The sequence below is a fragment of the Paenibacillus solisilvae genome (assembly GCF_042656405.1).
Lineage (GTDB): Bacteria > Bacillota > Bacilli > Paenibacillales > Paenibacillaceae > Paenibacillus_Z > Paenibacillus_Z solisilvae.
Genome location: NZ_JBHSOW010000060.1, coordinates 13,691 through 33,178 on the forward strand (window position 1 = coordinate 13,691; position 19,488 = coordinate 33,178).

Below are 19,488 nucleotides of genomic sequence, written 5' to 3' on the forward strand. Positions count from 1 at the left end.
CTTATGATCATTTTGCCAGCTGCTGCAGAGCATTGCTCCAGCAGGCATCGTTAATTATTAACGCCTTTAAGTTCGTTAAAATCAGCACAAAAAGACCAGCGCACACCGCACGCTGGCCTCATTATACTGAGCTTTAAACTCTTCTTTTGGCTGGAAGCATCTAACGCTGTCCATATCGTTCAGAGCTGTAAATTTCCATGATCCCTCGAAAGTTAACAGCACTAAACGTTCTTGATCCACCTGTACTGGAGGTGGAACACCTGTTTACGAACATAGCCAGGAAGTCATCTCCTCCACGAGGAGGTCCTAATCCAGCCTATCACGGTTTTGTAAACTGTAATAATCGAATGATGTTCTGAGCTGCATGCATCAGGTTGGATTTGCCTGAACGCAGCGCTTCCTCGAGCGTACAGGGATAAGGGGTGATGCTGTGAACGGACAGCTTGGCTAATGCATACAAGTCCTCATAGCCAGGCTTGACGGAGCCCGCAAATGCCAGCACAGGAACTCCCGCCGCACCCGCCCTCCGGGCAATGCCTGCGATGACTTTACCGTCAGGTGTCTGATCGTCAATTCTGCCTTCACCGGTTATGACATAATCCGCAGCTGCCAGCTTATCATCAAAGCCGAGAGTATCCAGAACAATATCGATTCCGGACATTAATGTTCCTCCGCACAGCAGAAGCGCCCCGCCAAGGCCGCCCGCAGCGCCGGCGCCGGGAACATCGATTGACTGTCCTGTTGACTCGCTCAGCACCTCAGAATAGTGGCGCATACCAGCTTCGAGCAGCTCTATCCTATCCGCTGTTGCCCCTTTTTGAGGGCCGAATACATGACTTGCGCCCCGCTCGCCGAGCAGCGGATTATTCACATCACAAGCTACACGAATCGATAGTGCAGACAGACGTGAATCCAAGCTGCTGAAATCTGCTTTCTTCAGGTCGCGTAATGCGCCGCCTCCGTATCCGATTGCTTGTCCCTGCGAATCAGACAAAGAAGCGCCGAGTGCCTGGAGCATGCCTGCTCCTCCGTCATTCGTAGCACTTCCGCCAATCATGACAATCAGCCGCTCCAGCGGATAGTCAAGGGCTGCCAGAATCAGTTCCCCCGTACCATATGTGGTTGTCTTCAGCGGATTGCGCTGCCTGGGAGCGACAAGCTGCAGACCGCTGGCCTGCGCCATCTCAACAACTGCCGTTACTCCATCACCCAGCATGCCGAAGCAAGCTTCAACGGGTTCACCGAGCGGACCCGTAACGGTAAGGTAGTGGCGGGTACCTCCCGTCGCATGGACGAGCGCTTCCAAGGTTCCTTCCCCCCCGTCTCCGACAGGAAGCAGATCGGTTATCGCTTCGGGAATAACGCTTAAGACGGCCGATTGAATGGCACTGGCTGCATCGGCAGCTGCCATGCTTTCTTTGAACGAATCCGGAGCAATCAAGAATCTCATTGTGTAAATCTTCCTTCCTGTTTCGATAAAGCGCAAAACGCTTGACCGTTTCATTTGCATACAGGGTATGAATCAGACCATTTACCAGATCGACTTAAGCTCCCAGGCATCGAATGAATGAAGGATTGCTTTTCCATTCCTTGCAAACAGCTTGAAGCCAAGACTGCCTGGATCCGGGTAAATCCGGTTCGTTATCGTTTTTCGGCCCTCATTGACGAATAATTCAACTGAGGTACGGTCCAGGAACAGGTGCAGCTTCATCCTGCCGCCTTCCATCGGCTCAATCGTAACCTCGCTGATCCCGCCGTCACCTTGCCCCGCTTGATTACGGTCCATGATAAGCCGGCTGCGGTCAGCGCGGTAAGAAATTTCCGTATACTCGCTGTCATCAGCCGAGCAGCGCAGCAGCAGGCCGAACTCTTCTTCGCCAGATTGGCTGACTTCAAAGACCGCGATAATCTCGAGCGCATCCGATTGAAGGGCTGGAACCGGCAAGGCAGCATCCCGTTCAATCACCTGCCGCTCCAAGGAATGGAGCTTGCCCGGAGTGCAGTCAGCTCCGCTGAGGCTCCATCGGAGCGGTCATCGATATCCGAGAAGCCTGACTGTGTCCGGTCCAGGAACAGCAGATTGCCCGCGGGAGAGTACCCGAGTCGCCTCCGACCCTGAGGTCCGCAAACGAAAGCCAAATTCCCGGGCATCCTGCCACTTCATGACCGCTTCGAATTCATAATGTTCACCTTCATAATCAAGCACGAGCGTTTCAGCGTTGACGATCACGGCATCCAGCTCAAAAGGCGCTTCCCGCATAAGCCTGAGCTCCTGGACCGGCTGCTGAATCAGTCTCAGCTCTCCTTCTTCCATGTGCAGCGCGAGGGATCTCGGGATTGACATCGCTCCCTTCCAGGCTTCAGTCGGCGCATTGAACGGGTATTTCCAATTGGACATCCAGCCCAGCCAGATGCGCCGTCCATCATCTTCTAATATATCCGAATAGGAGACCGCCGCATAGAAGTCTTGTCCATAATCCGTCCACCGCACCTGATCGCCCGGCAAATCATTGACGAAAGTCCGTCCATCGAACTCACCGACAAAATATTGGCAGTCGAGCCGTCCGTCTCCTCATTGTCGCCGATGCTGACATGCAGCACCCATTTCAGCTTGTTCAGCTCCCCGTCCACCGGCAGCGGGAACAAATCCGGACACTCCCACACCGCAGCATGAGATCCCTGATTGCCGCCGAATTCGCTCTCGAACCTCCAATGAATCAGATCCGGCGAGCTGTAGAAATGAATCCGTTTATCTGCCGATACCACCAAGATCCACTTTCCCGTCTCTTCATGCCAAATCACCTTCGGATCGCGAAAATCCTTCAAGCCCGGGTTCGGAATAACCGGATTGCCGGCATATTTCACCCACTCCCGCCCACTGTCCTTGCTGTAGGCGATGCTCTGAGTCTGCAAGCCTTCCTTGAAATGCGTGAATATCGCGACAAGTCCGGCTTCCCCGCCGAACAAACCGCTGCTGTCCTTCCAGTCCACAACTGCGCTGCCGGACCAGATATCCCCGAGCTCGTCACCATCCAGCGCAATCGGCAAATGCTCCCAATGCAGCAGATCACGGCTGACCGCATGCCCCCAGCGTCCCGTATACTGATAAAACTGATGATACTCGCCATTATAATAGACCATGCCGTTCGAATCGCTCAGATTACCGGCCGGCGGAGACAGATGATATTGGAGCCGGTAGGGTTCCTTATAGGTGGACATGTCCTCATTCTCCTCTCCCCTGATGACTGCTGCCGTACCGAAAAGGTCCTTCACGGATACATGACCGGTCAGGACCTCTTGGGCACAACAACGCTTGCCTGCTGCTGTCCGATTATTGCTTCAGCGTGATTTTAATGCCTTCTTCAAGCATGTTCTTCCCGTTAACCGCGAATCCGAGCGGAGGGCGAGCGGAGGGCGAGATTTTTTCTTGATTTAAATATATGCATTCATATAGAGCAGATGGAAAGAGTCCACATCCTAACAGAGGAGTACGCTCCTAGTTTCTGGTTCGGGTTCCGTCTCTCCCTGCGGCCACCGCAGCAGTTGTTGAAGAATATCCCGCAATTATTAACCGCATTGAAAAAGGCAATACTGATACCGCCTGATTATGATGAAGAAAAAACGATTATCATTTTGCCTTTTGCCATGCTTGATCCGGCCGGACACATGAATGATGAAAAAAGCTAAGAGAGGAGCCGTTAACATGATGAAGAAAGAAGATTTGAGGATTCGAAGCAGGGTCATCAGCGAAGGTGTGAACCGGGTTCCTAACCGGGCTATGCTTCGGGCGGTCGGTTTTAAGGATGACGATTTCAAGAAGCCAATGATTGGTATCGCCAGTACGTGGAGCGAGGTAACACCCTGTAATATTCATATTGATGAATTAGCCAGAGAAGCCAAGCTTGGTGTTCAAGCAGGCGGCGGAGCACCGCTTATTTTCAATACGATTACGGTATCTGACGGTATCTCTATGGGGCATGAAGGGATGCTTTTCTCGCTCCCAAGCCGGGAAATTATCGCGGATTCTATCGAAATTGTTACGAATGCGGAACGTTTTGACGGATTAGTCGCAATCGGTGGCTGTGACAAGAATACACCTGCCTGTTTGATGGCGATCGGGCGCATGAATCTGCCTGCTGTCTATGTCTATGGCGGTACGATTCAGCCGGGTAAGCTCAAAGGCCAGGATGTGAATATCGTTACCGCATTTGAAGCGGTAGGCCAATACCATGACGGCAAAATGACCGATGAAGAATTGCATGAAATCGAGTGTCATGTATGCCCAGGTGCAGGTGCCTGCGGAGGAATGTATACGGCAAATACCATGGCTTCGGCGGCAGAGGCGCTTGGCATGAGCTTGCCGGGTTCTTCTTCAACTGCCGCTATTGCCCATCATAAAGCATCGGAATGTGTGGAAGCAGGGAAAATGGTCGTCGAACTGCTCAGGAAACAGATTTATCCAAGAGATATTATGACAAAACGCACATTCGAGAATGCAATCACCGTCGTGATGGCGCTTGGAGGTTCAACCAATGCGTTCCTCCATCTCCTCGCTATGGCGCATGCAGTCGAAGTGGATCTAACCATTGATGATTTTGAGCGTATTCGCAAGAATGTCCCTCATCTGGCTGATCTGAAACCGAGCGGCCGCTATATGATGCAGGATCTTAACGATGCGGGAGGCGTTCCCGCTGTCATGAAAATGCTGTTGGAACATGGCCTGCTTCACGGTGACTGCATGACGGTAACAGGCAAAACAATTGCGGAAAACCTTGCGGAGGTTCAGCCTCTAAGCGATAAGCAGGATGTAGTCCGGTCCTTCGATAACCCGCTGAAGACAAGCGGTCCCCTCGTCCTATTGAGAGGCAACCTCGCTCCTGACGGTGCGGTGGCTAAAATGTCCGGTCTGAAAATCCTCCGCTTCACGGGCCCCGCGCGTGTATACAACAGTGAGGAGGAAGCAACGGAGGCCATATTGAACGATCAGATCCGCAAAGGCGACGTGGTCGTTATCCGCTATACGGGCCCTAAAGGCGGCCCGGGGATGCCGGAAATGCTGTCAGTCACAGCTATGATTGTCGGAAAAGGCCTCGGCAGTGATGTCGCACTGCTCACCGATGGCCGATTCTCCGGCGGCTCGCATGGATTCGTTGTTGGACATATCGCACCTGAAGCACAGGTTGGCGGACCGATTGCCTTCCTGCAGGATGGCGATATCGTCACCATCGACAGTGAAACGCAGGAAATTAACATGGAGGTTTCCGCAGAAGAACTGGCCGCAAGGGCCGAGAGCTGGATCAAACCACCGTTCAAATTCCGATCTGGCGTGCTCGCGAAATACGCAAAGCTTGTCTCCTCTGCCTCCAAGGGAGCAGTAACGGATTTGGAGCTTTAACACTGACCAGGGGCTGCCGCTGGGGGAACACTTGCACAGTAACCTCCAGCAGCACCCTAAATAACACCGCATTTGATAGAGGCCCGCCTCGTACTCATCGCATACTCCCGAACCCGATCGTTCGCCGAATGTCCGCTTCACACTTACCCCATACTCCCGAACCCGATTATTCGCCGAATGCCCGCTTCACACTTACCCCATACTCCCGATCGTTCGCCGAATGCCCGCTTCACACTTACCGCATACGATCGTTCGCCAGATGCTCGCTTCACACTTACCGCATGCTCCCAATCGTTCGCCGGATGCCCTCTTCACACTTCCCCCATACTCCGATCGTTCGCCGAATGCCCGCCGAATGCCCGTTGGGTGCTAGCCGGTTGCGACATTTCGTTATTTCATCTGCTCCTTACACTAACACCAGAGCCTATACTGGATATTTCCAGTTATTTGGACCATCAGCGATCCATAGTGAGCGCTGTACTGGATATTTCCAGTTAAATTTTCATTTTTAGAAGAATGTTGGCCTTGTGAGGCGTTTTAACTGTATGGAATCCAGTATAGCCAGCTCCGATCACCGAATTGCCTCATTTAACTGTATGAAATCCTGTATAGGCTGCCCAGATCGAATGTCAGTAATTAAATCTGCATCAGTGAACTTCAGTGAACTTCTATTCTCTCGTAAAGTGAGGTTTGGTTTGGCACTTACCGCATACTCCCGATCGTTCGCCGAATGCTCGCTTCACACTTACCCCATACTCCCGATCGTTCGCCGAATGCCCGCTTCACACTTACCGCATACTCCAATCGTTCACCGGATGCCCTCTTCACACTTCCCCCATACTCCAATCGTTCGCCGGATGCCCGCTTTACACTTACCGCATACTCCCGATTGTTCGCCGGATACTCGTTGGATACTCGTTGGGTGCTAGCCGGTTGCGACATTTCGTTATCTCATCTGCTCCTTACACTAACACCAGAGCCTATACTGGATATTTCCAGTTATTTGGACCATCAGCGATCCATAGTGAGCGCTATACTGGATATTTCCAGTTAAATTTTCATTTTTAGATGAAAGTTGGCCTTGTGAGGCGTTTTAACTGTATGGAATCCAGTATAGCCCGCTGCTAACACCGAATCGCCTCATTTAACTGTATGAAATCCTGTATAGGCTGCCCAGATCGACTCACCTTTACTGGCAAATAAAGTGATGCACAACAAACAGCAGCCAAGAACGTATTATGTCCGTGGCTGCTGCCTTTGTTCATCTGAGGTATCTGCTGAACGTAACGTGAGGCACAGTTAATTCAAGTCTTTTGCAAAATGCGGTTTACTATAATGGCTGACTCCGCCAGAGCCGACGAGTACTCTTCCGCCTTTGTTGAAGATGATCAGCTTTCTCAAGCCGGTGGTGAGCAGCACCGTTACTTTCGCATGATTTGCAGTTGCGGTATAGATGACATAGCCGCTTCCAGAAATCGTCGTTCTCCAGTTTTTATCGAATTCGGAGCGTACGACCCGATTCGAGTAGACCTGGTTTTCCAGCCTCGCTGCTTGTATCTTCGCCATTGCAATCCACCCCTCTCTTCGAGCAAGTATGTTTTCCTATATCGTATTCGGAACACACACTTTGGAATGGACAGCTTTGGTGGGATCCTTCCTATTTCTTATAGTCGGCTTCATGGGAGAGACACGGATCCCGAATAGCACCGAACGCTGCACTATCGTATCGTTGGCAGCATTGATCGCCGTCGGCCGCTCAACGTTCGTACTAAGAAAATAATAGATCGCCTAACGGTTGCATAAACGCGTGTTTATGATATACTTTGCGCATTATAGTATTCCTGCTAACCCACACTACTTCAAACAAAGGAAGGGATCACGATGCGGCTTGGAGGACAGGTATTTCTAGAGGACAAGAACCCGGAAAGTTGGTCAAAAGCACTCTTACAAGCGGGCTTCCGCGCAACTACCTGCCCCATTAACGGGGATGACGACATCGCTGAGCTGGATGACTACCTGAGAGCGGCTGACAAGCATGATATTCTGATCTCTGAGGTCGGTGCTTGGAGCAACCCGATCAGCAGGGATGAGACAACAAGGCGCAATGCCATTGCCTACTGCATCAGACGTCTGGAGCTGGCGGAACGGATAGGTGCCCAGTGCTGCGTGAATATCGCCGGCTCCCGCGGGGAGCAATGGGACGGGCCGGATCCGGACAATTTCAGTGAGGAGACCTTTGAACTGATCGTAGAGACGACGCGCGAAATTATTGATGCCGTACAGCCGGAACGCACGGTATTCGCTTTGGAGATGATGCCTTGGGTATTCCCGGATTCGGCCGACTCCTACCTCTCTTTGATCAAGTCTATCGACCGCAAAGGCTTTGGAGTTCATTTTGATCCTGTTAATATCGTGGTCAGCCCCCGGACGTATTACCGGAACGGAGATATGATTCGGGACTTTTTTGCGAAGCTTGGCCCCCATATCCGTAACTGCCATGCCAAGGACATTCTGCTGCGGAGCCGGTTAACCGTCCATCTGGACGAGGTCATCCCAGGCCAGGGAATGCTGGATTACCGCATCTTCCTAACGGAGCTGAACAAGCTGCATCCGGATACGACACTTATAATCGAGCATCTGTCCACTAACGAAGAATATCAGCAAGCAGCGGATTACATACGTATGACCGCTTCGGAGCTGGGCATCTCCTTGTGATCAACAGTGCGCCCTCTCCTCAGACACAAAAAAAACCGCTTTGCTTCCGAAAGAGAAGCAAAGCGGTCTCACTGCCTTTATTTTGACCATCGTTCCAGTTTGTGAATGTTTCGGGTAAAGAAGCCTGTCAGAAACTTGGGAATGCCGAATTCGATCAGTTTTTGTTTAACCCGGTCTTTCATTTGTTCCAATGTTAGGCCCGGTAAGGTGAATTCACCATTCTGATAACAGTGGCTGCAATATGTTTTGCTTTTATCCCCGTTTTTTTCTGTCCCTCCCCGTTGTTCATCACGGGCCAGCGGCATACCGCAGCTCTGGCAATGCTTAAATTCCTGTTCCATTTCCTTTCGCTCCTTTCTATATGGATTCTATATCCCCGCTCTTCGTTTTTGATTTTTGAGTCCAATTCCGTTCCCTTAAAGTCATCAGCTGAATTCCCTCATTATATCACCAGTTTACGAGGCAAAGTATTCCTGCTTTAAACGTTTTGTTTTATCAATTAGATGGATTCAGACGTTCGAAGGGGACATCCTAAGCTGCTGTCTGTCCGGATTTAGCAGGTTGGATGAATGGCGGCATGGTATAATCGCAATGTCAATAGGAACAAGCCCTGATGGCAGCCTCCATCCTATGCTTAAAGGAGATCAATCAGCTTGCATATACTTTATCAGCAAACCGGCAGCAATCATCAAATTACGGTGTACGACACGACAGAGTTAGAGGGCGAGAAAGGGAATTTCCGGGTTCTGCAGTTCTCGAATCAGGCCGCCCAAGGGGCGATGGATCTGGACGCTCCGCAGCGCATTCTGTTTGAATATCCGCGGGCAATGATTCATCTCATGGATTTTAACAACCCGTCGTTCCAAAACTTATTTATTATCGGCCATGGGATTGGCACAATCGCCGGCCATTACAAGGATAAGCAGGTAAAAATAGCGGAGCTCGATGACAACGTCGTGGAGTTAAGCAGAAGATATTTTGAATACAGCCAGGATAATGTAATCGTGGGGGACGGACGCCGGATTCTGGAAGGTGAAGCGTCGCACCGCTATGATTATTTAATTCTGGATGCCTTCACCGGCAAAGGGACCCCGCGCCACTTAACAACCAGGGAGTTCTTCAGCGCAGCACGGGCCAAGCTCGATTCCCAAGGGGCTATCCTCATGAATGTAATGGGAAAAGGCGAGAATGACCGGCTGATGAATGCCATTCATACGACACTTAGCGGGGAATTTGCTTATACCAAATCCTTTTGCCTGCTCTCAGGCGGCGCCGCACATGATCTCCAGAATATCATCCTCATGGGCAGCAGCAGGCCAATCGGGTTCCAGCTGCGCCAAATGGCAGGCTTCACAGAGATTGAACCAGGACAAGGCCACATCATTATGGACAGTGATTGAACTGTAAAACCATCCGGTCCGAGGAAGGGCGAGGTGGATTTTTTGATAAAATAATACACTTGCTCCCACATTTGATTTGTTATGATGAAAGCAGTTCAAACCATATCCGCAAAGTGGTGAAGGTGATGGAAGCTGTAAAGGCTGTGCAGAATGCGATCGATTATATGGAGGAGCATCTCTACGAACATGTCGAGCTGGAGCAGATTGCAGCGGCTGCTTATATGTCCGTGCCGTCGATGTATCGGATATTTTACGCGCTGACTGGGCATCCCCTCAAGGAGTATATTCGTAAGCGGCGGACCAGCCAGGCTGCGATTATGCTTCGGCAGTCCAAGCTTCCGGTCGTGGATATTGCGGTTGCCTGCGGATTTGAATCCTATCAGGCTTTTACCAAATCCTTCAAGAAGCTCGTCGGTCTGACACCAGGCAGTTATCGGGATGCTGTACTCTATTACAGCTTTGAGAAGGTCAATCTGCTGGAGAAGGTCCATTATTCGGAGCGGCGGGAGGTCAGCGAGCAATACCCCGATGTGAAGGTTATCCGGACCGCCCCCATGAATGTGCTGTCGTTCAAATATCGCGCTTCGCTTAGAGCAGGGCTTGAGGAACAGGCTTTTCACGCCTTTTATCAACGGCTCGCTGAATCCGATTTCCCTCTGAATGAAGCGCGGATTATCGGACGTAATCTGGAAAAACCGTCAGGCTGTCAGAAAGAGCATGAATATGAGCTGATGGCCGCTTATCCGCAGCAGCACCTGCCCCACCCGCTGCCAGATGATCCGGATCTCCAAAACGCTATTCTGCCGGGTGGATTATACGCCGTAAGTCTTACCCCGGCCGATGCGGCTTCAACCATCATCGCTTCGTGGAACCGCATGCTTGCAGAATGGCTTCCTAAGAGCACATTCACGCTGGGCGAGCACTCTTTTCTCGAAGAATGGATGCACTACAAAGGGCGGGTGACGAGACTTAAACTCATGCTGCCCGTAGAACGGGTCAAAGAGCAGCCTTCCATCGAGGTGATGGAGCTTGCTTCTGTGCCCCTGCGCGTCTTCCGTTCCTACGGAGCCCATAGTCCATCGCTTGCGGATGAGAGGCTTACTGCATGGCTCACCGAACAAGAGCTTCGCTCCGATGATGCGGGAAAAATTCAGCTGTATATGTTCGCAAACTACGGCATGCTGCCCTCAAGCGACGAATATTGGTATGAACTGGGGGTCTCTCTTCCCCATGATCCCTCAGCTCTGCCAGATGAAAATACGAGAGTCGTTGGAGGATTATACGCTTGCCTCACTACCCCTGCATACGGCGCAATGACAGGGGTGATGGATAAGCTGTACAGCTGGCTCTATCAGAACGAAAACTATGAACACGACGAAAGCAGACAGGGATACGCCAGATATACGCCGGGCGCTCCGGATAATCTTGAGCGGACAACGTCCGTCACTACCTGCATCCCGGTTCGTCTTCTCCATTCAAGAAAGGAGCTCCGCAATGGAACAGCGTGCAAGCCATCATCTGCCGGAGGCTGGTCGTTCACAACCGACTTCAGCTGAATCCGAGAATTATAGACCCTATCTGGTGCCAAATGCTTTGAAAATGATTAAGGGAGGGCTTCAGATGAATGAACAAGAACAGCAAGCCGCTTCACCTGCTGCCGCAAGTCCGATTAAGAACAAAATAGGCAGCGTGTTTATTCCTGTGAGCGATATTGAGAAAGCCCGCGATTGGTACTGCAGCCTTCTCGGACTTACCACCGATTGTGAAATTATGAATGGCCATCTCTGCCCGCTGCCAATGGATGGCGCCGGCGTCATTCTGGACACGATGCCGATGTGGGGCGGCAAGGAACCGGGCGGCGCTCCCGCTATCCAAACGCCGGCGTTCATGTTCTTGACGAACGATCTCGCAGCATCCTATGCCTATGCCCAGGAGAAAGGCATCGAAATCGTTACCGACATCCAATTCGATCATTGGTTTGTCATCAAAGATCCGGATCAGAATAAGCTCATGATCTGCCGGGAATAGAGAACTGCGATCAGCTGTTGACTGCCGATTCCCTCAAACAGCGGTCAATCCGCTCCAGCGCCTCTTCCAGCTGACTGATCGAAGAGGCGTAGGAGCATCGGATGAACCCCTCTCCGCTTGCTCCGAATACATGGCCGGGAACGGTCGCTACTTTAGCCTTGCGTATAAGATGCTCGGCGAACTGCTCCGAGGTCATGCCCGTATGGGCTATGGAAGGGAAGGCATAGAAGGCACCCTGCGGCTCATGGCAGGGCAGGCCGATTTCCTGCAAGCCCCGTACGAACATCCGTCTGCGCTGATTAAACGAATCCTTCATAAAATCCTTATCCGCAAGACCGCCGCGCAAGGATTCAATCGCTGCAATTTGCCCGATAATAGGCGCGCAGAGCACCGTATACTGATGGATTTTCAGCATGGCTCCCACGAGCTCCCGATGTCCGCAGGCATATCCGATTCTCCAGCCTGTCATCGCGAACGCCTTGGAGAAGCCGCCGATGAGAAGGACCCGCTCCTTCATGCCCGGAAGCGAGGCGAAGCTTACATGCTTCTGGTCATAGGTCAGTTCCGCATACAGCTCATCGCTGATAACGATTAGATTATGCTCTTGTACGAGCTTCGCGATCGGAAGCCAATCCTCATAAGTCATCGTTGCGCCGGTTGGATTGCTTGGGTAGTTGATCAGAAGCGCCTTGGACCTTGGCGTTATCTTCTGGCGCAGCGCATCCGCTGTCAGCTTGAACTGATTCTCGGCCAAGGTTTCGACTTCGACTACGCGTCCCCCATTCAGTGCGGTGAGAGGAGAATAAGCAATGTAGCTTGGCGACGGCACGATAATCTCATCCCCCGGTGAAATCAAAGCCCGCAGAGCGAGATCGATCGCTTCACTTCCGCCGACCGTAACCATAATTTCATTGCCCGGCTCATAGCTCAGCTGAAAGCCGTTAACCAAATACTGCGCGATCTCTTCCCTAAGCTCCACTAACCCCGCATTCGGTGTGTAGGAAGTTCTGCCCCTCTCCAGCGCACGCACGCAAGCCTCCCTAACCCGCTCTGGCGTTACGAAATCGGGCTCCCCGACACCCAGCGAAATCATTTCCTTGCTTCCCGCGGCCAGATCGAAGAACTTCCGTATACCTGAAGGCGGTATTTCTTTCACGATCGGTGAAATCAGTTCACTCATTGAAAATGGTCCCATGCTTGTTGTCATGCGCTTTCCCTCCCTTTTATTGAAAACCATGAAGAAACAGGTGCTCCCTGTGAAATGAAGGCGCCGCAGGTTTCTTCGCACAAGATTAGATAACGTGAAGTGAAATGAAAACTTTTCTGAAAAACAAAAAAAACCCGCCCCTGTAAAGGGACGAGTTTATACCCGTGTTACCACCCTAGTTCCACGGCAAAGCCGTGACACTCCGCTCACGTATCCATCAATACGTGTTCCCGCTAACGCTGGAAATGCGGCAGAGCTTACTAAAGTTTCAGCCTGCTTCTCGGAGATGGCTTTCCGTTAAGACCCGAACGCCGGGTTTCAGCAACCCCCAGCTCTCTGTTCGATCAGGCCAAGCAACGTACTCTTTCTCGTCAATGAATGTAGAGCTATTGTGTTTGTTGTTGGTAATTATAACGACAACAAACTGGAATTACAATAACATTTTTTTATGATCCTGGACGAAACGTCTAAAGCGGCTGCCCGGGAACGGCCTCTATTCCTTCCAGCGTGAACCGCCGGGATGCGGACAGCCTCTAGCCGCAAGCTTCGCCCGAACCCGCACAAAACAGCCGCAGTGGGCGCATGTCGTCCCGTATTGAAGTGATGGACAAGTCCCGCATGTCCCCAGGCGCTCCGCATAATCGGCATCATCAACGCAATCATCGGGATGGCTTGCCAGCTTGCTCACAATCCGGTCCAGCTGCTCTTCCGATACATGGACGTTGGCGCTGCAGCCTTTACATCCATCCTTCCGCTCGGCTTCTTGTTTGAGCATCAGATTTATTCGATTGTCAGCACGACAACCGACGCGGGAGGCAGGTTAAGATTCAATTTTCCATCCGCATCCAGAACCAAGCCGGTCAGCGGCTCAGGCTTAACAGTCTCTGGCTTCTCCACCGTATTATGAGCGCTGAGAGCGCTGCTGCGCAGAAGCGTTCCATTCACCGAGCCCAGCGCATCGCCCCCGACTCCTCTAAGCTCGATGGATGTTACTGCAGCCTCATCATGGCTTAGATTGCATAAGCTGATGTTCAATTTGCCGTCTTTGCCTCTAGATGCGGAGACACTCGTCTGTGCAATCGATTCGCCGCCCAAGCTGTAGCTGGCCGGCTGATGGAATACGTCAAGCGCATCTGCATCATGATGGACCTTAAACATTTCATAGACATGGTAGGTCGGGGTCAGAGCCATTTTGGCGCCTTCCGTCAGTACAACGGATTGCAGCACGTTAACCGTTTGTGCGATATTGGTCATACGGACACGGTCGCTATGGTCGTGGAAAATATGCAGGGATACCGCTGCAACAAGCGCGTCACGCATCGTATTCTGCTGATACAGGAATCCCGGATTCGTACCCGGCTCAACATCGTACCATGTTCCCCACTCATCAACGATCAGGCTGATGCGCTTGTTTGGATCGTATTTATCCATAATCGTCTTGTGCTTCGTCACGAGCTCGTCCATGAACAGCGCCTTGCGCAGCGTTACGAACCAATCTGTCTCCGTAAAGTCCGTCGAAGAACCTTTCTTCTCCCAGGTTTCCGGAACGGTGTAATAATGGAGCGTTAGTCCATCCATATACCTGGCGGCCTCTTTCATGAGAGTCTCCGTCCATCTGAAATCATCCACGTTCGCGCCGCAGGCAATTCGGAAAATCCGGTTACTGCCGTAATTGCGCACATATGTCTGGTAGCGGCGGTACAGGTCTGCATAATACTCAGGCCGCATATTGCCGCCGCAGCCCCAGTTCTCGTTGCCGACGCCGAAGAAGTTGACCTTCCACGGATTCTCGCGGCCGTTTGCAGCCCGCAGATTAGACATCGGCGATTCGCCTTCGAAGGTCATATACTCGACCCACTCCTGCATCTCCTGAACCGTTCCGCTGCCGACATTGCCATTGATATAAGGCTCGCATCCGAGCATTTCACACAGCATCAGAAATTCATGCGTGCCGAAATGATTATTCTCGACAACCCCGCCCCAGTGTGTATTAATCATCCGTTTGCGGCCTTCGCGAGGTCCGATGCCGTCCTTCCAATGATATTCATCGGCGAAGCAGCCGCCCGGCCAGCGCAGCACCGGAATATTCAGGTTCTTAAGCGCTTCCAACACATCATTGCGAATCCCTTTTGTATTCGGGATATCAGAGTCCTCTCCGACCCAAATTCCCTCATAAATGCATCTGCCCAGATGTTCGGCAAAATGCCCGTATATATTGCGGTTAATGTTCCCTTTAGTCCGATCCAAATTAACAACTACGCGGTTTGGCGCCATGATCCAACATCTCCTCAACTTGTGATTAATGAATTCATTAACTAATTTCTGTTTTCATAAAGTAACAACTCTATTAAACAATAATAAAGGACTGTTTTCAATCCTTTTCTCGTTCGTTTTATGAATTAATATTCTCATTAATCACATGAGATTGTGATAGACAAAAACATAGTTGAAGCAATGACTGCACGAAGAAAAGGGCATTCCTCAAGGTTATATGACTGACCTTGAGGAATGCCCTTTCGCTTAATAACCCGGGTATGACGAATCTTCATGCTCCAGCTGATGCACGCGCTGTTCCATTTGCTGGACGATTTCAGCTGCTGATTGAGCAGCTGTCGTGAACATGTTCTTTGCTTCTTCGTTTGGCGTAATGGCTGCGAACTGCTCCAAGCTGGTTTGAGCGTTACGAAGGGAGTACAGACAAGCTTTTACTTGACTGACCGGTGAGCTGGGAATGATCTTTCGCCTCCTTTTTGCATGCGACGAAGAGTTCAAGCATGAAGCTCAATCTGCATGCTTGTCGGTTCTATTGTTGAATGCAGCAGAGGGAAATATACATAAAAAATTGGAAATAGGGGATATTTTTACTGAGAAACGGAGGTCATGAACTTGCCTGATTGGTTTGAGATTGCATTACGTACGTTATTTGCTGTCGTGTTTCTGTTTCTGCTTACGAAGCTGCTCGGCAAACGCCAAGTGACACAGCTTTCGCTGTTCGAGTACATTACCGGCATTACGATCGGTAACTTGGCCGCTTTTTTGTCCACTGACTTAGATTCACATTGGAGTTTAGGCATGATCGCTTTGGGTGTCTGGGCATTGTTTTCTCTGGGCATCGAGTTCGTGCAGCTGAAGAGCAAACGCGCTCGGGATTTTCTCGATGGCAAAGCAACCGTACTTATCAAGGATGGTCAAATCCAAGAAGCGAATCTAAAGAAAGAACGAATGACCTCCGATGATCTGCTTGAGCAGCTGCGCAAGAAGGACGTGTTTCGGATGGCTGATGTGGAATTTGCCCTGATGGAAACAAGCGGTGATCTTAATATACTGCTCAAAAAAGAGAATCAGCCGCTGACTGCGTCCGATCTGGGCATCACTGTCGGCGTCGAGCAGGTATCTCAAGCCGTCATTATGGACGGTAAAATCATGGATGAGCCGCTTGCAGCCATCAAGCAGGATCGCACATGGCTCGAAGGCGAGCTGAAGAAGCTCAATCTGACCGCCGATCAGGTATATCTCGGACAAGTGGATACCTATGGGCAGCTTTCTGTCGATTTGTACAATGATCAGATTACCCTTCCGGAATCCCAACAGAAGGCGCAGCTGCTCGCCATATTGAAGAAATGCGAAGCCAATCTGGAGATGTTCGGCCTCTCCACTGAGCATAAGAAGGCCAAAGCGATGTACCAGCGCTGTGCGAAGAAACTGGACAAAGTGATCACCGACGTGAAGCCGCATCTGATCCAGTAAAGAGCGCATGGTTGGATTTGTTCATTAGCAGCCTCTGCGCCGGATTGTCTCCAACCCGGTGGACGCCAGCTGTACAAGACATGCCGAAGGCAGTACGTATGGTTGACCGCCGATATGCTACGCCTCACCGCCCGCTGGGAGCACGCGTGGTTGACCGCCGACACGCACACCGCCGCACCGCCCGCTGGAACACGCGTGGTTGACCGCCGATACGCACACGCCTCACCGCCCGCTGGGAGCACGCGTCGTTGACCGCCGACACGCTACGCCTCACTGCACGCGTGGTTGACCGCTGATACGCTCACCGCCGCACCGCCCGCTGGGAGCTGCACATGGTTGACCGCCGATACGCACACCGCCGCACCGCCGCGCGCTGGGAGCTGCGCGTGGTGCAGAAAGTAAAGCAGCTATTGGGCTTCACAATGGTGACATCGGCTAAACGTTCGCCCGTCCCTCATCGATAGTTATGCACCGAATCCTCTTCCACCGGTTATGTCAGGGTGCCGGCCTGACATAACCGGTGTTTTTCACATGCTGGTATGGGAAGGACTAATCACGGATATGTGCCGCTGCGATTCGATATTCCGATGGAATAACACCACTACCACCTTCTCGTCCTCTTGCTAAATATGAAGACCTGCCTATACTGGATTCGATACTGAGATTAGTCGCACCTATTCTGGATTTCATACAGTTAAGGACGATAGCAGGGATCTGCAGCACCTATACTGGATTCAATACAGTTAAAAGGACAATAGCAGAGATCCACGACCGCTATACTGGATTTCATACAGTTATATTGACCGTTGGGGGCTCAAATGTTCAACTTTGCGTAAAAATAAGTGGATATTTCCAGTTTAGTCTCCTTCGGGAAGCCAGATAGCCCCAAATAGATGGATATTTCCAGTTTAGCTGACCTCGCTTGAGTTAATATGCCATTTGGATGCCGAAATGCACCAAGAATAAAAGGTAGATATCTCTGATTTAGCTATTCCCTATGAGCTAATATGCTATTGGTAGATATCTCCAGTTTAGCTATTCCCTATGAGCTAATATGCTATTGGTAGATATCTCCAGTCCAGCTATTCCCTATGAGCTAATATGCCGTTTGAATGCCGAAATAAAGGCGGTTTGGATGCCATAGTCTGGACACTCTTTTAAAGAGTACAGACTATGGGTACCAACCCGAAATCAGTGCTCCCGACGTTAACGGGGACTGTTACATCAGCTAAGCAGCCAGCCATACATCAATAGCTGCTTTCTGCCATTGGCTCGCCTTGTTTAGCTAGTGGTCAAGCGGTTGGATAACTCATACAGCGCGGAGGCAGCTTTGCCCAATCATGAATGGAACTATAAAAGGGTGAGCGGAAGTCACAGTTGATGACTTTCGTTCACCCTTTTGTTATTCCGGCGGCTGGATGCCGAAGGCCTCGGCGAGCAGCTTGAAGGATTTGCGTTTTGCTTCGTAGTCATGAACAATCGTGGCGATCATGATTTCATCGGTTTCGTACAGCTCGCTTAGCTCCAGCAGCTGTTTCTTCACGGCTTGCGGGGAGCCGACGACAACGCGTTTGCGGTTCTCTTTGATCCGCATCAGATCCGTTTGCGAGTAAGGATAGGCCAATGCTTTCTCCGGCGTTACTACACCCTCTGTGAACCGCCCTTGCTCGAGCAGCAGGAACTGATAGTCGAAGCTGGATACCAGTCGTTCAGCTTCCGCATCCGTGTCCGCACAAATGACGAAGATGGCTACCATGGATCTGGGAACCGGATCATAGCCGGTTGAAAGATGTTGCTCCTTGTACGCCTTAACGACAGGAGCACCGCCTGCCCCGTTTATAAACTGCGCAAAGGCGAAGGATACGCCAAGCTCCGCTGCAAGCGCAGCACTGTCGCCGCTTGAGCCGAGCAGCCAGACCTCAGGCTTGGAATCCACAGAGGGTGATGCTACTAAGCCCGGGAAACGATGGGTATCCGAATCGGAATCGTTAAAATAATGCAAGAGATCCGCAATTTGCTGCGGATATTGATCCACATAGCCAAGTCCCGTTTTACCTTCCTGGAGAGCTCTTGTCGCAATCGGCAAGCCGCCGGGGGCTCGTCCCAAACCAACATCAATTCGGCCTGGATACAGCGCTTCGAGCAGACGGAAATTCTCTGCTACTTTATAGGCACTGTAGTGAGGCAGCATCACACCGCCCGTACCGACGCGAATAGAGGAGGTATGTGCGGCGATGTGCGAGATGAACACTTCGGGACTTGAGTGCGCGAGACTTGACGTATTATGGTGCTCGGATACCCAGAAACGATGATAGCCCAGACGTTCGCTCAGCTGAGCCAGCTTCACCGTCTCAATGAGCGCCTGCTGAGCGGTGCTTCCTTCCGGTACCGGTGATTGATCTAATACACTCAAACGCAGCATCATACACCTCCTGCCCGGGTTGATTATTATTTTCTAAGCTTGCCGGGGATAATTCTGTGACCGGATTAATTCAAGCTAACTTTACTCCCTTTACCACGAATATCTTAGATCACCCCAGCCCTAACCCATTTAAGCCGCCGCAAGCAGCTAAACGAGCTTCTTCAGCAGCTGCTGTACATTGCTTGTCCATGCCTCATAATCTTCACTCTCTTCCCAGAGCTCCTTCAGCTCCGAGTTATCGAGCAGCCGCGTGAGGGCTTTACCTGCCAATGCCGCAACCGTGTCACTTACTTTCTTCGGTTTAAAATTCACTAACGCTTCAGCAAGCTCTTCCGGCAGCGGACCGTTCGGGTTGCCCCGCAAGGCAGCAACAACCTCGGCGGCCGCAAGCGCGGATGAGCCGTAAGGCTCCTCGATATACACTTCTTGTTCCTCTGCCACACTGCTCAGCGTTTCATTCAGAAATCCAAGTGAACGCGCCTCTAGAAACTCCCCCATCCAGTCCATCGTATCGTCATTATCAAAAGTCTTCGTTCCCCATGCTGCCATATCGAAATTCCTCTCTCTCATCAGA

The 19,488-nt window shown here is 51.3% G+C and carries 19 protein-coding genes, 1 pseudogene and 1 other annotated feature; of the genes and pseudogenes, 7 read left to right on the plus strand and 13 right to left on the minus strand.

Going from position 1 to position 19,488, the window contains the following annotated elements; translation table 11 throughout:
* Positions 1-319: 319 nt before the first annotated feature.
* The 3 genes and pseudogenes from ACFPYJ_RS16220 to ACFPYJ_RS16230 all read right to left on the minus strand — a co-directional run bounded on the left by ACFPYJ_RS16220 (position 320) and on the right by ACFPYJ_RS16230 (position 3,219).
* A complete protein-coding gene (locus tag ACFPYJ_RS16220; RefSeq protein ID WP_379189218.1) occupies positions 320-1,450 on the minus strand; it encodes a glycerate kinase in 1,131 nt (376 codons plus the stop codon).
* 81 nt (positions 1,451-1,531) lie between these two features.
* A complete protein-coding gene (locus tag ACFPYJ_RS16225) occupies positions 1,532-1,966 on the minus strand; it encodes a glycoside hydrolase family 32 C-terminal domain-containing protein (RefSeq protein WP_379189219.1) in 435 nt (144 codons plus the stop codon).
* A 66-nt stretch (positions 1,967-2,032) separates the two neighbouring features.
* A pseudogene (locus ACFPYJ_RS16230) lies at positions 2,033-3,219 on the minus strand (glycoside hydrolase family 32 protein).
* Positions 3,220-3,459: 240 nt separating this feature from the next.
* Here ACFPYJ_RS16230 and ACFPYJ_RS16235 point away from each other — a divergent pair.
* Together ACFPYJ_RS16235 and ilvD are read left to right on the plus strand one after the other, a co-directional pair.
* A complete protein-coding gene (locus tag ACFPYJ_RS16235) occupies positions 3,460-3,687 on the plus strand; it encodes a hypothetical protein (protein WP_379189220.1) in 228 nt (75 codons plus the stop codon).
* A gap of 16 nt (positions 3,688-3,703) precedes the next feature.
* Positions 3,704-5,395 (plus strand): dihydroxy-acid dehydratase, encoded by a 1,692-nt coding sequence (gene ilvD, locus ACFPYJ_RS16240; RefSeq protein WP_379189221.1) that lies wholly within the window; start codon positions 3,704-3,706, stop codon positions 5,393-5,395.
* A gap of 143 nt (positions 5,396-5,538) precedes the next feature.
* On the opposite strand, the gene ACFPYJ_RS16245 is transcribed toward ilvD, so the two are convergent.
* The 3 genes from ACFPYJ_RS16245 to ACFPYJ_RS16255 form a co-directional block, all read right to left on the minus strand.
* Positions 5,539-5,667 carry a hypothetical protein gene (locus ACFPYJ_RS16245; RefSeq protein ID WP_379189222.1) on the minus strand — a complete coding sequence of 43 codons (129 nt, stop codon included), beginning with the start codon at positions 5,665-5,667 and terminating at the stop codon, positions 5,539-5,541.
* A gap of 430 nt (positions 5,668-6,097) precedes the next feature.
* Positions 6,098-6,337, minus strand: a complete 240-nt coding sequence (locus ACFPYJ_RS16250; protein WP_379189223.1) for a hypothetical protein — start codon at positions 6,335-6,337, stop codon at positions 6,098-6,100.
* Between the two features lie 357 nt (positions 6,338-6,694).
* Complete coding sequence (locus tag ACFPYJ_RS16255; protein WP_379189224.1) at positions 6,695-6,961, minus strand: hypothetical protein; 267 nt, start codon at positions 6,959-6,961, stop codon at positions 6,695-6,697.
* 315 nt (positions 6,962-7,276) lie between these two features.
* On the opposite strand from ACFPYJ_RS16255, the gene ACFPYJ_RS16260 reads away from it, so the two are divergent.
* Positions 7,277-8,110, plus strand: a complete 834-nt coding sequence (locus ACFPYJ_RS16260; RefSeq protein WP_379189225.1) for a sugar phosphate isomerase/epimerase family protein — start codon at positions 7,277-7,279, stop codon at positions 8,108-8,110.
* Between the two features lie 77 nt (positions 8,111-8,187).
* Here the strand turns inward: ACFPYJ_RS16260 and ACFPYJ_RS16265 are convergent, their stop codons facing one another.
* Complete coding sequence (locus ACFPYJ_RS16265; protein WP_379189226.1) at positions 8,188-8,451, minus strand: zinc ribbon domain-containing protein; 264 nt, start codon at positions 8,449-8,451, stop codon at positions 8,188-8,190.
* A 312-nt stretch (positions 8,452-8,763) separates the two neighbouring features.
* Here ACFPYJ_RS16265 and ACFPYJ_RS16270 point away from each other — a divergent pair, with 312 nt between their 5' ends.
* The 3 genes from ACFPYJ_RS16270 to ACFPYJ_RS16280 all read left to right on the plus strand — a co-directional run bounded on the left by ACFPYJ_RS16270 (position 8,764) and on the right by ACFPYJ_RS16280 (position 11,538).
* Positions 8,764-9,510 carry a spermidine synthase gene (locus tag ACFPYJ_RS16270; RefSeq protein ID WP_379189227.1) on the plus strand — a complete coding sequence of 249 codons (747 nt, stop codon included), beginning with the start codon at positions 8,764-8,766 and terminating at the stop codon, positions 9,508-9,510.
* Positions 9,511-9,635: 125 nt separating this feature from the next.
* Positions 9,636-11,066 carry a helix-turn-helix domain-containing protein gene (locus ACFPYJ_RS16275; protein WP_379189228.1) on the plus strand — a complete coding sequence of 477 codons (1,431 nt, stop codon included), beginning with the start codon at positions 9,636-9,638 and terminating at the stop codon, positions 11,064-11,066.
* Between the two features lie 64 nt (positions 11,067-11,130).
* Positions 11,131-11,538 (plus strand): VOC family protein, encoded by a 408-nt coding sequence (locus ACFPYJ_RS16280; protein WP_379189229.1) that lies wholly within the window; start codon positions 11,131-11,133, stop codon positions 11,536-11,538.
* A 10-nt stretch (positions 11,539-11,548) separates the two neighbouring features.
* Here the strand turns inward: ACFPYJ_RS16280 and ACFPYJ_RS16285 are convergent, their stop codons facing one another.
* From ACFPYJ_RS16285 to ACFPYJ_RS16300, 4 genes are all read right to left on the minus strand, one after another.
* Complete coding sequence (locus ACFPYJ_RS16285; RefSeq protein ID WP_379189230.1) at positions 11,549-12,745, minus strand: aminotransferase class I/II-fold pyridoxal phosphate-dependent enzyme; 1,197 nt, start codon at positions 12,743-12,745, stop codon at positions 11,549-11,551.
* A gap of 143 nt (positions 12,746-12,888) precedes the next feature.
* Positions 12,889-13,129 (minus strand) — a binding site (T-box leader).
* A 109-nt stretch (positions 13,130-13,238) separates the two neighbouring features.
* The gene (locus ACFPYJ_RS16290) at positions 13,239-13,520 is read right to left on the minus strand and encodes a DUF6171 family protein (RefSeq protein ID WP_379189231.1); all 282 of its coding nucleotides are present in this window, start codon (positions 13,518-13,520) and stop codon (positions 13,239-13,241) included.
* Positions 13,521-13,525: 5 nt separating this feature from the next.
* Positions 13,526-15,019 (minus strand): alpha-N-arabinofuranosidase, encoded by a 1,494-nt coding sequence (locus ACFPYJ_RS16295; protein ID WP_379189232.1) that lies wholly within the window; start codon positions 15,017-15,019, stop codon positions 13,526-13,528.
* 246 nt (positions 15,020-15,265) lie between these two features.
* Entirely contained in the window at positions 15,266-15,517 is a 252-nt protein-coding gene (locus ACFPYJ_RS16300) for a DUF1657 domain-containing protein (protein ID WP_379189233.1), read from the minus strand.
* Between the two features lie 114 nt (positions 15,518-15,631).
* Between ACFPYJ_RS16300 and ACFPYJ_RS16305 the strand changes: the two genes are divergently transcribed.
* A complete protein-coding gene (locus ACFPYJ_RS16305; protein ID WP_379189234.1) occupies positions 15,632-16,492 on the plus strand; it encodes a DUF421 domain-containing protein in 861 nt (286 codons plus the stop codon).
* A 1,402-nt stretch (positions 16,493-17,894) separates the two neighbouring features.
* Here the strand turns inward: ACFPYJ_RS16305 and ACFPYJ_RS16310 are convergent.
* Together ACFPYJ_RS16310 and ACFPYJ_RS16315 are read right to left on the minus strand one after the other, a co-directional pair.
* The gene (locus ACFPYJ_RS16310) at positions 17,895-18,914 is read right to left on the minus strand and encodes an LLM class flavin-dependent oxidoreductase (RefSeq protein WP_379189235.1); all 1,020 of its coding nucleotides are present in this window, start codon (positions 18,912-18,914) and stop codon (positions 17,895-17,897) included.
* Between the two features lie 147 nt (positions 18,915-19,061).
* Positions 19,062-19,463 carry a DUF4259 domain-containing protein gene (locus ACFPYJ_RS16315; RefSeq protein WP_379189236.1) on the minus strand — a complete coding sequence of 134 codons (402 nt, stop codon included), beginning with the start codon at positions 19,461-19,463 and terminating at the stop codon, positions 19,062-19,064.
* Between the last annotated feature and the right edge of the window lie 25 nt (positions 19,464-19,488).

Bases quoted from the DNA above. Each gene is read 5' to 3' on its own strand.
- ACFPYJ_RS16290 (WP_379189231.1), bottom strand. From the start codon at position 13,520: ATGCTCAAACAAGAAGCCGAGCGGAAGGATGGATGTAAAGGCTGCAGC.
- ACFPYJ_RS16265 (WP_379189226.1), bottom strand. From the start codon at position 8,451: ATGGAACAGGAATTTAAGCATTGCCAGAGCTGCGGTATGCCGCTGGCC.
- ACFPYJ_RS16275 (WP_379189228.1), top strand. From the start codon at position 9,636: ATGGAAGCTGTAAAGGCTGTGCAGAATGCGATCGATTATATGGAGGAG.
- ACFPYJ_RS16220 (WP_379189218.1), bottom strand. From the start codon at position 1,450: ATGAGATTCTTGATTGCTCCGGATTCGTTCAAAGAAAGCATGGCAGCT.
- ACFPYJ_RS16250 (WP_379189223.1), bottom strand. From the start codon at position 6,337: ATGTCGCAACCGGCTAGCACCCAACGAGTATCCAACGAGTATCCGGCG.
- ACFPYJ_RS16260 (WP_379189225.1), top strand. From the start codon at position 7,277: ATGCGGCTTGGAGGACAGGTATTTCTAGAGGACAAGAACCCGGAAAGT.
- ACFPYJ_RS16295 (WP_379189232.1), bottom strand. From the start codon at position 15,019: ATGGCGCCAAACCGCGTAGTTGTTAATTTGGATCGGACTAAAGGGAAC.
- ACFPYJ_RS16280 (WP_379189229.1), top strand. From the start codon at position 11,131: ATGAATGAACAAGAACAGCAAGCCGCTTCACCTGCTGCCGCAAGTCCG.
- ilvD (WP_379189221.1), top strand. From the start codon at position 3,704: ATGATGAAGAAAGAAGATTTGAGGATTCGAAGCAGGGTCATCAGCGAA.
- ACFPYJ_RS16315 (WP_379189236.1), bottom strand. From the start codon at position 19,463: ATGGCAGCATGGGGAACGAAGACTTTTGATAATGACGATACGATGGAC.
- ACFPYJ_RS16310 (WP_379189235.1), bottom strand. From the start codon at position 18,914: ATGCTGCGTTTGAGTGTATTAGATCAATCACCGGTACCGGAAGGAAGC.
- ACFPYJ_RS16235 (WP_379189220.1), top strand. From the start codon at position 3,460: ATGGAAAGAGTCCACATCCTAACAGAGGAGTACGCTCCTAGTTTCTGG.
- ACFPYJ_RS16255 (WP_379189224.1), bottom strand. From the start codon at position 6,961: ATGGCGAAGATACAAGCAGCGAGGCTGGAAAACCAGGTCTACTCGAAT.
- ACFPYJ_RS16285 (WP_379189230.1), bottom strand. From the start codon at position 12,745: ATGACAACAAGCATGGGACCATTTTCAATGAGTGAACTGATTTCACCG.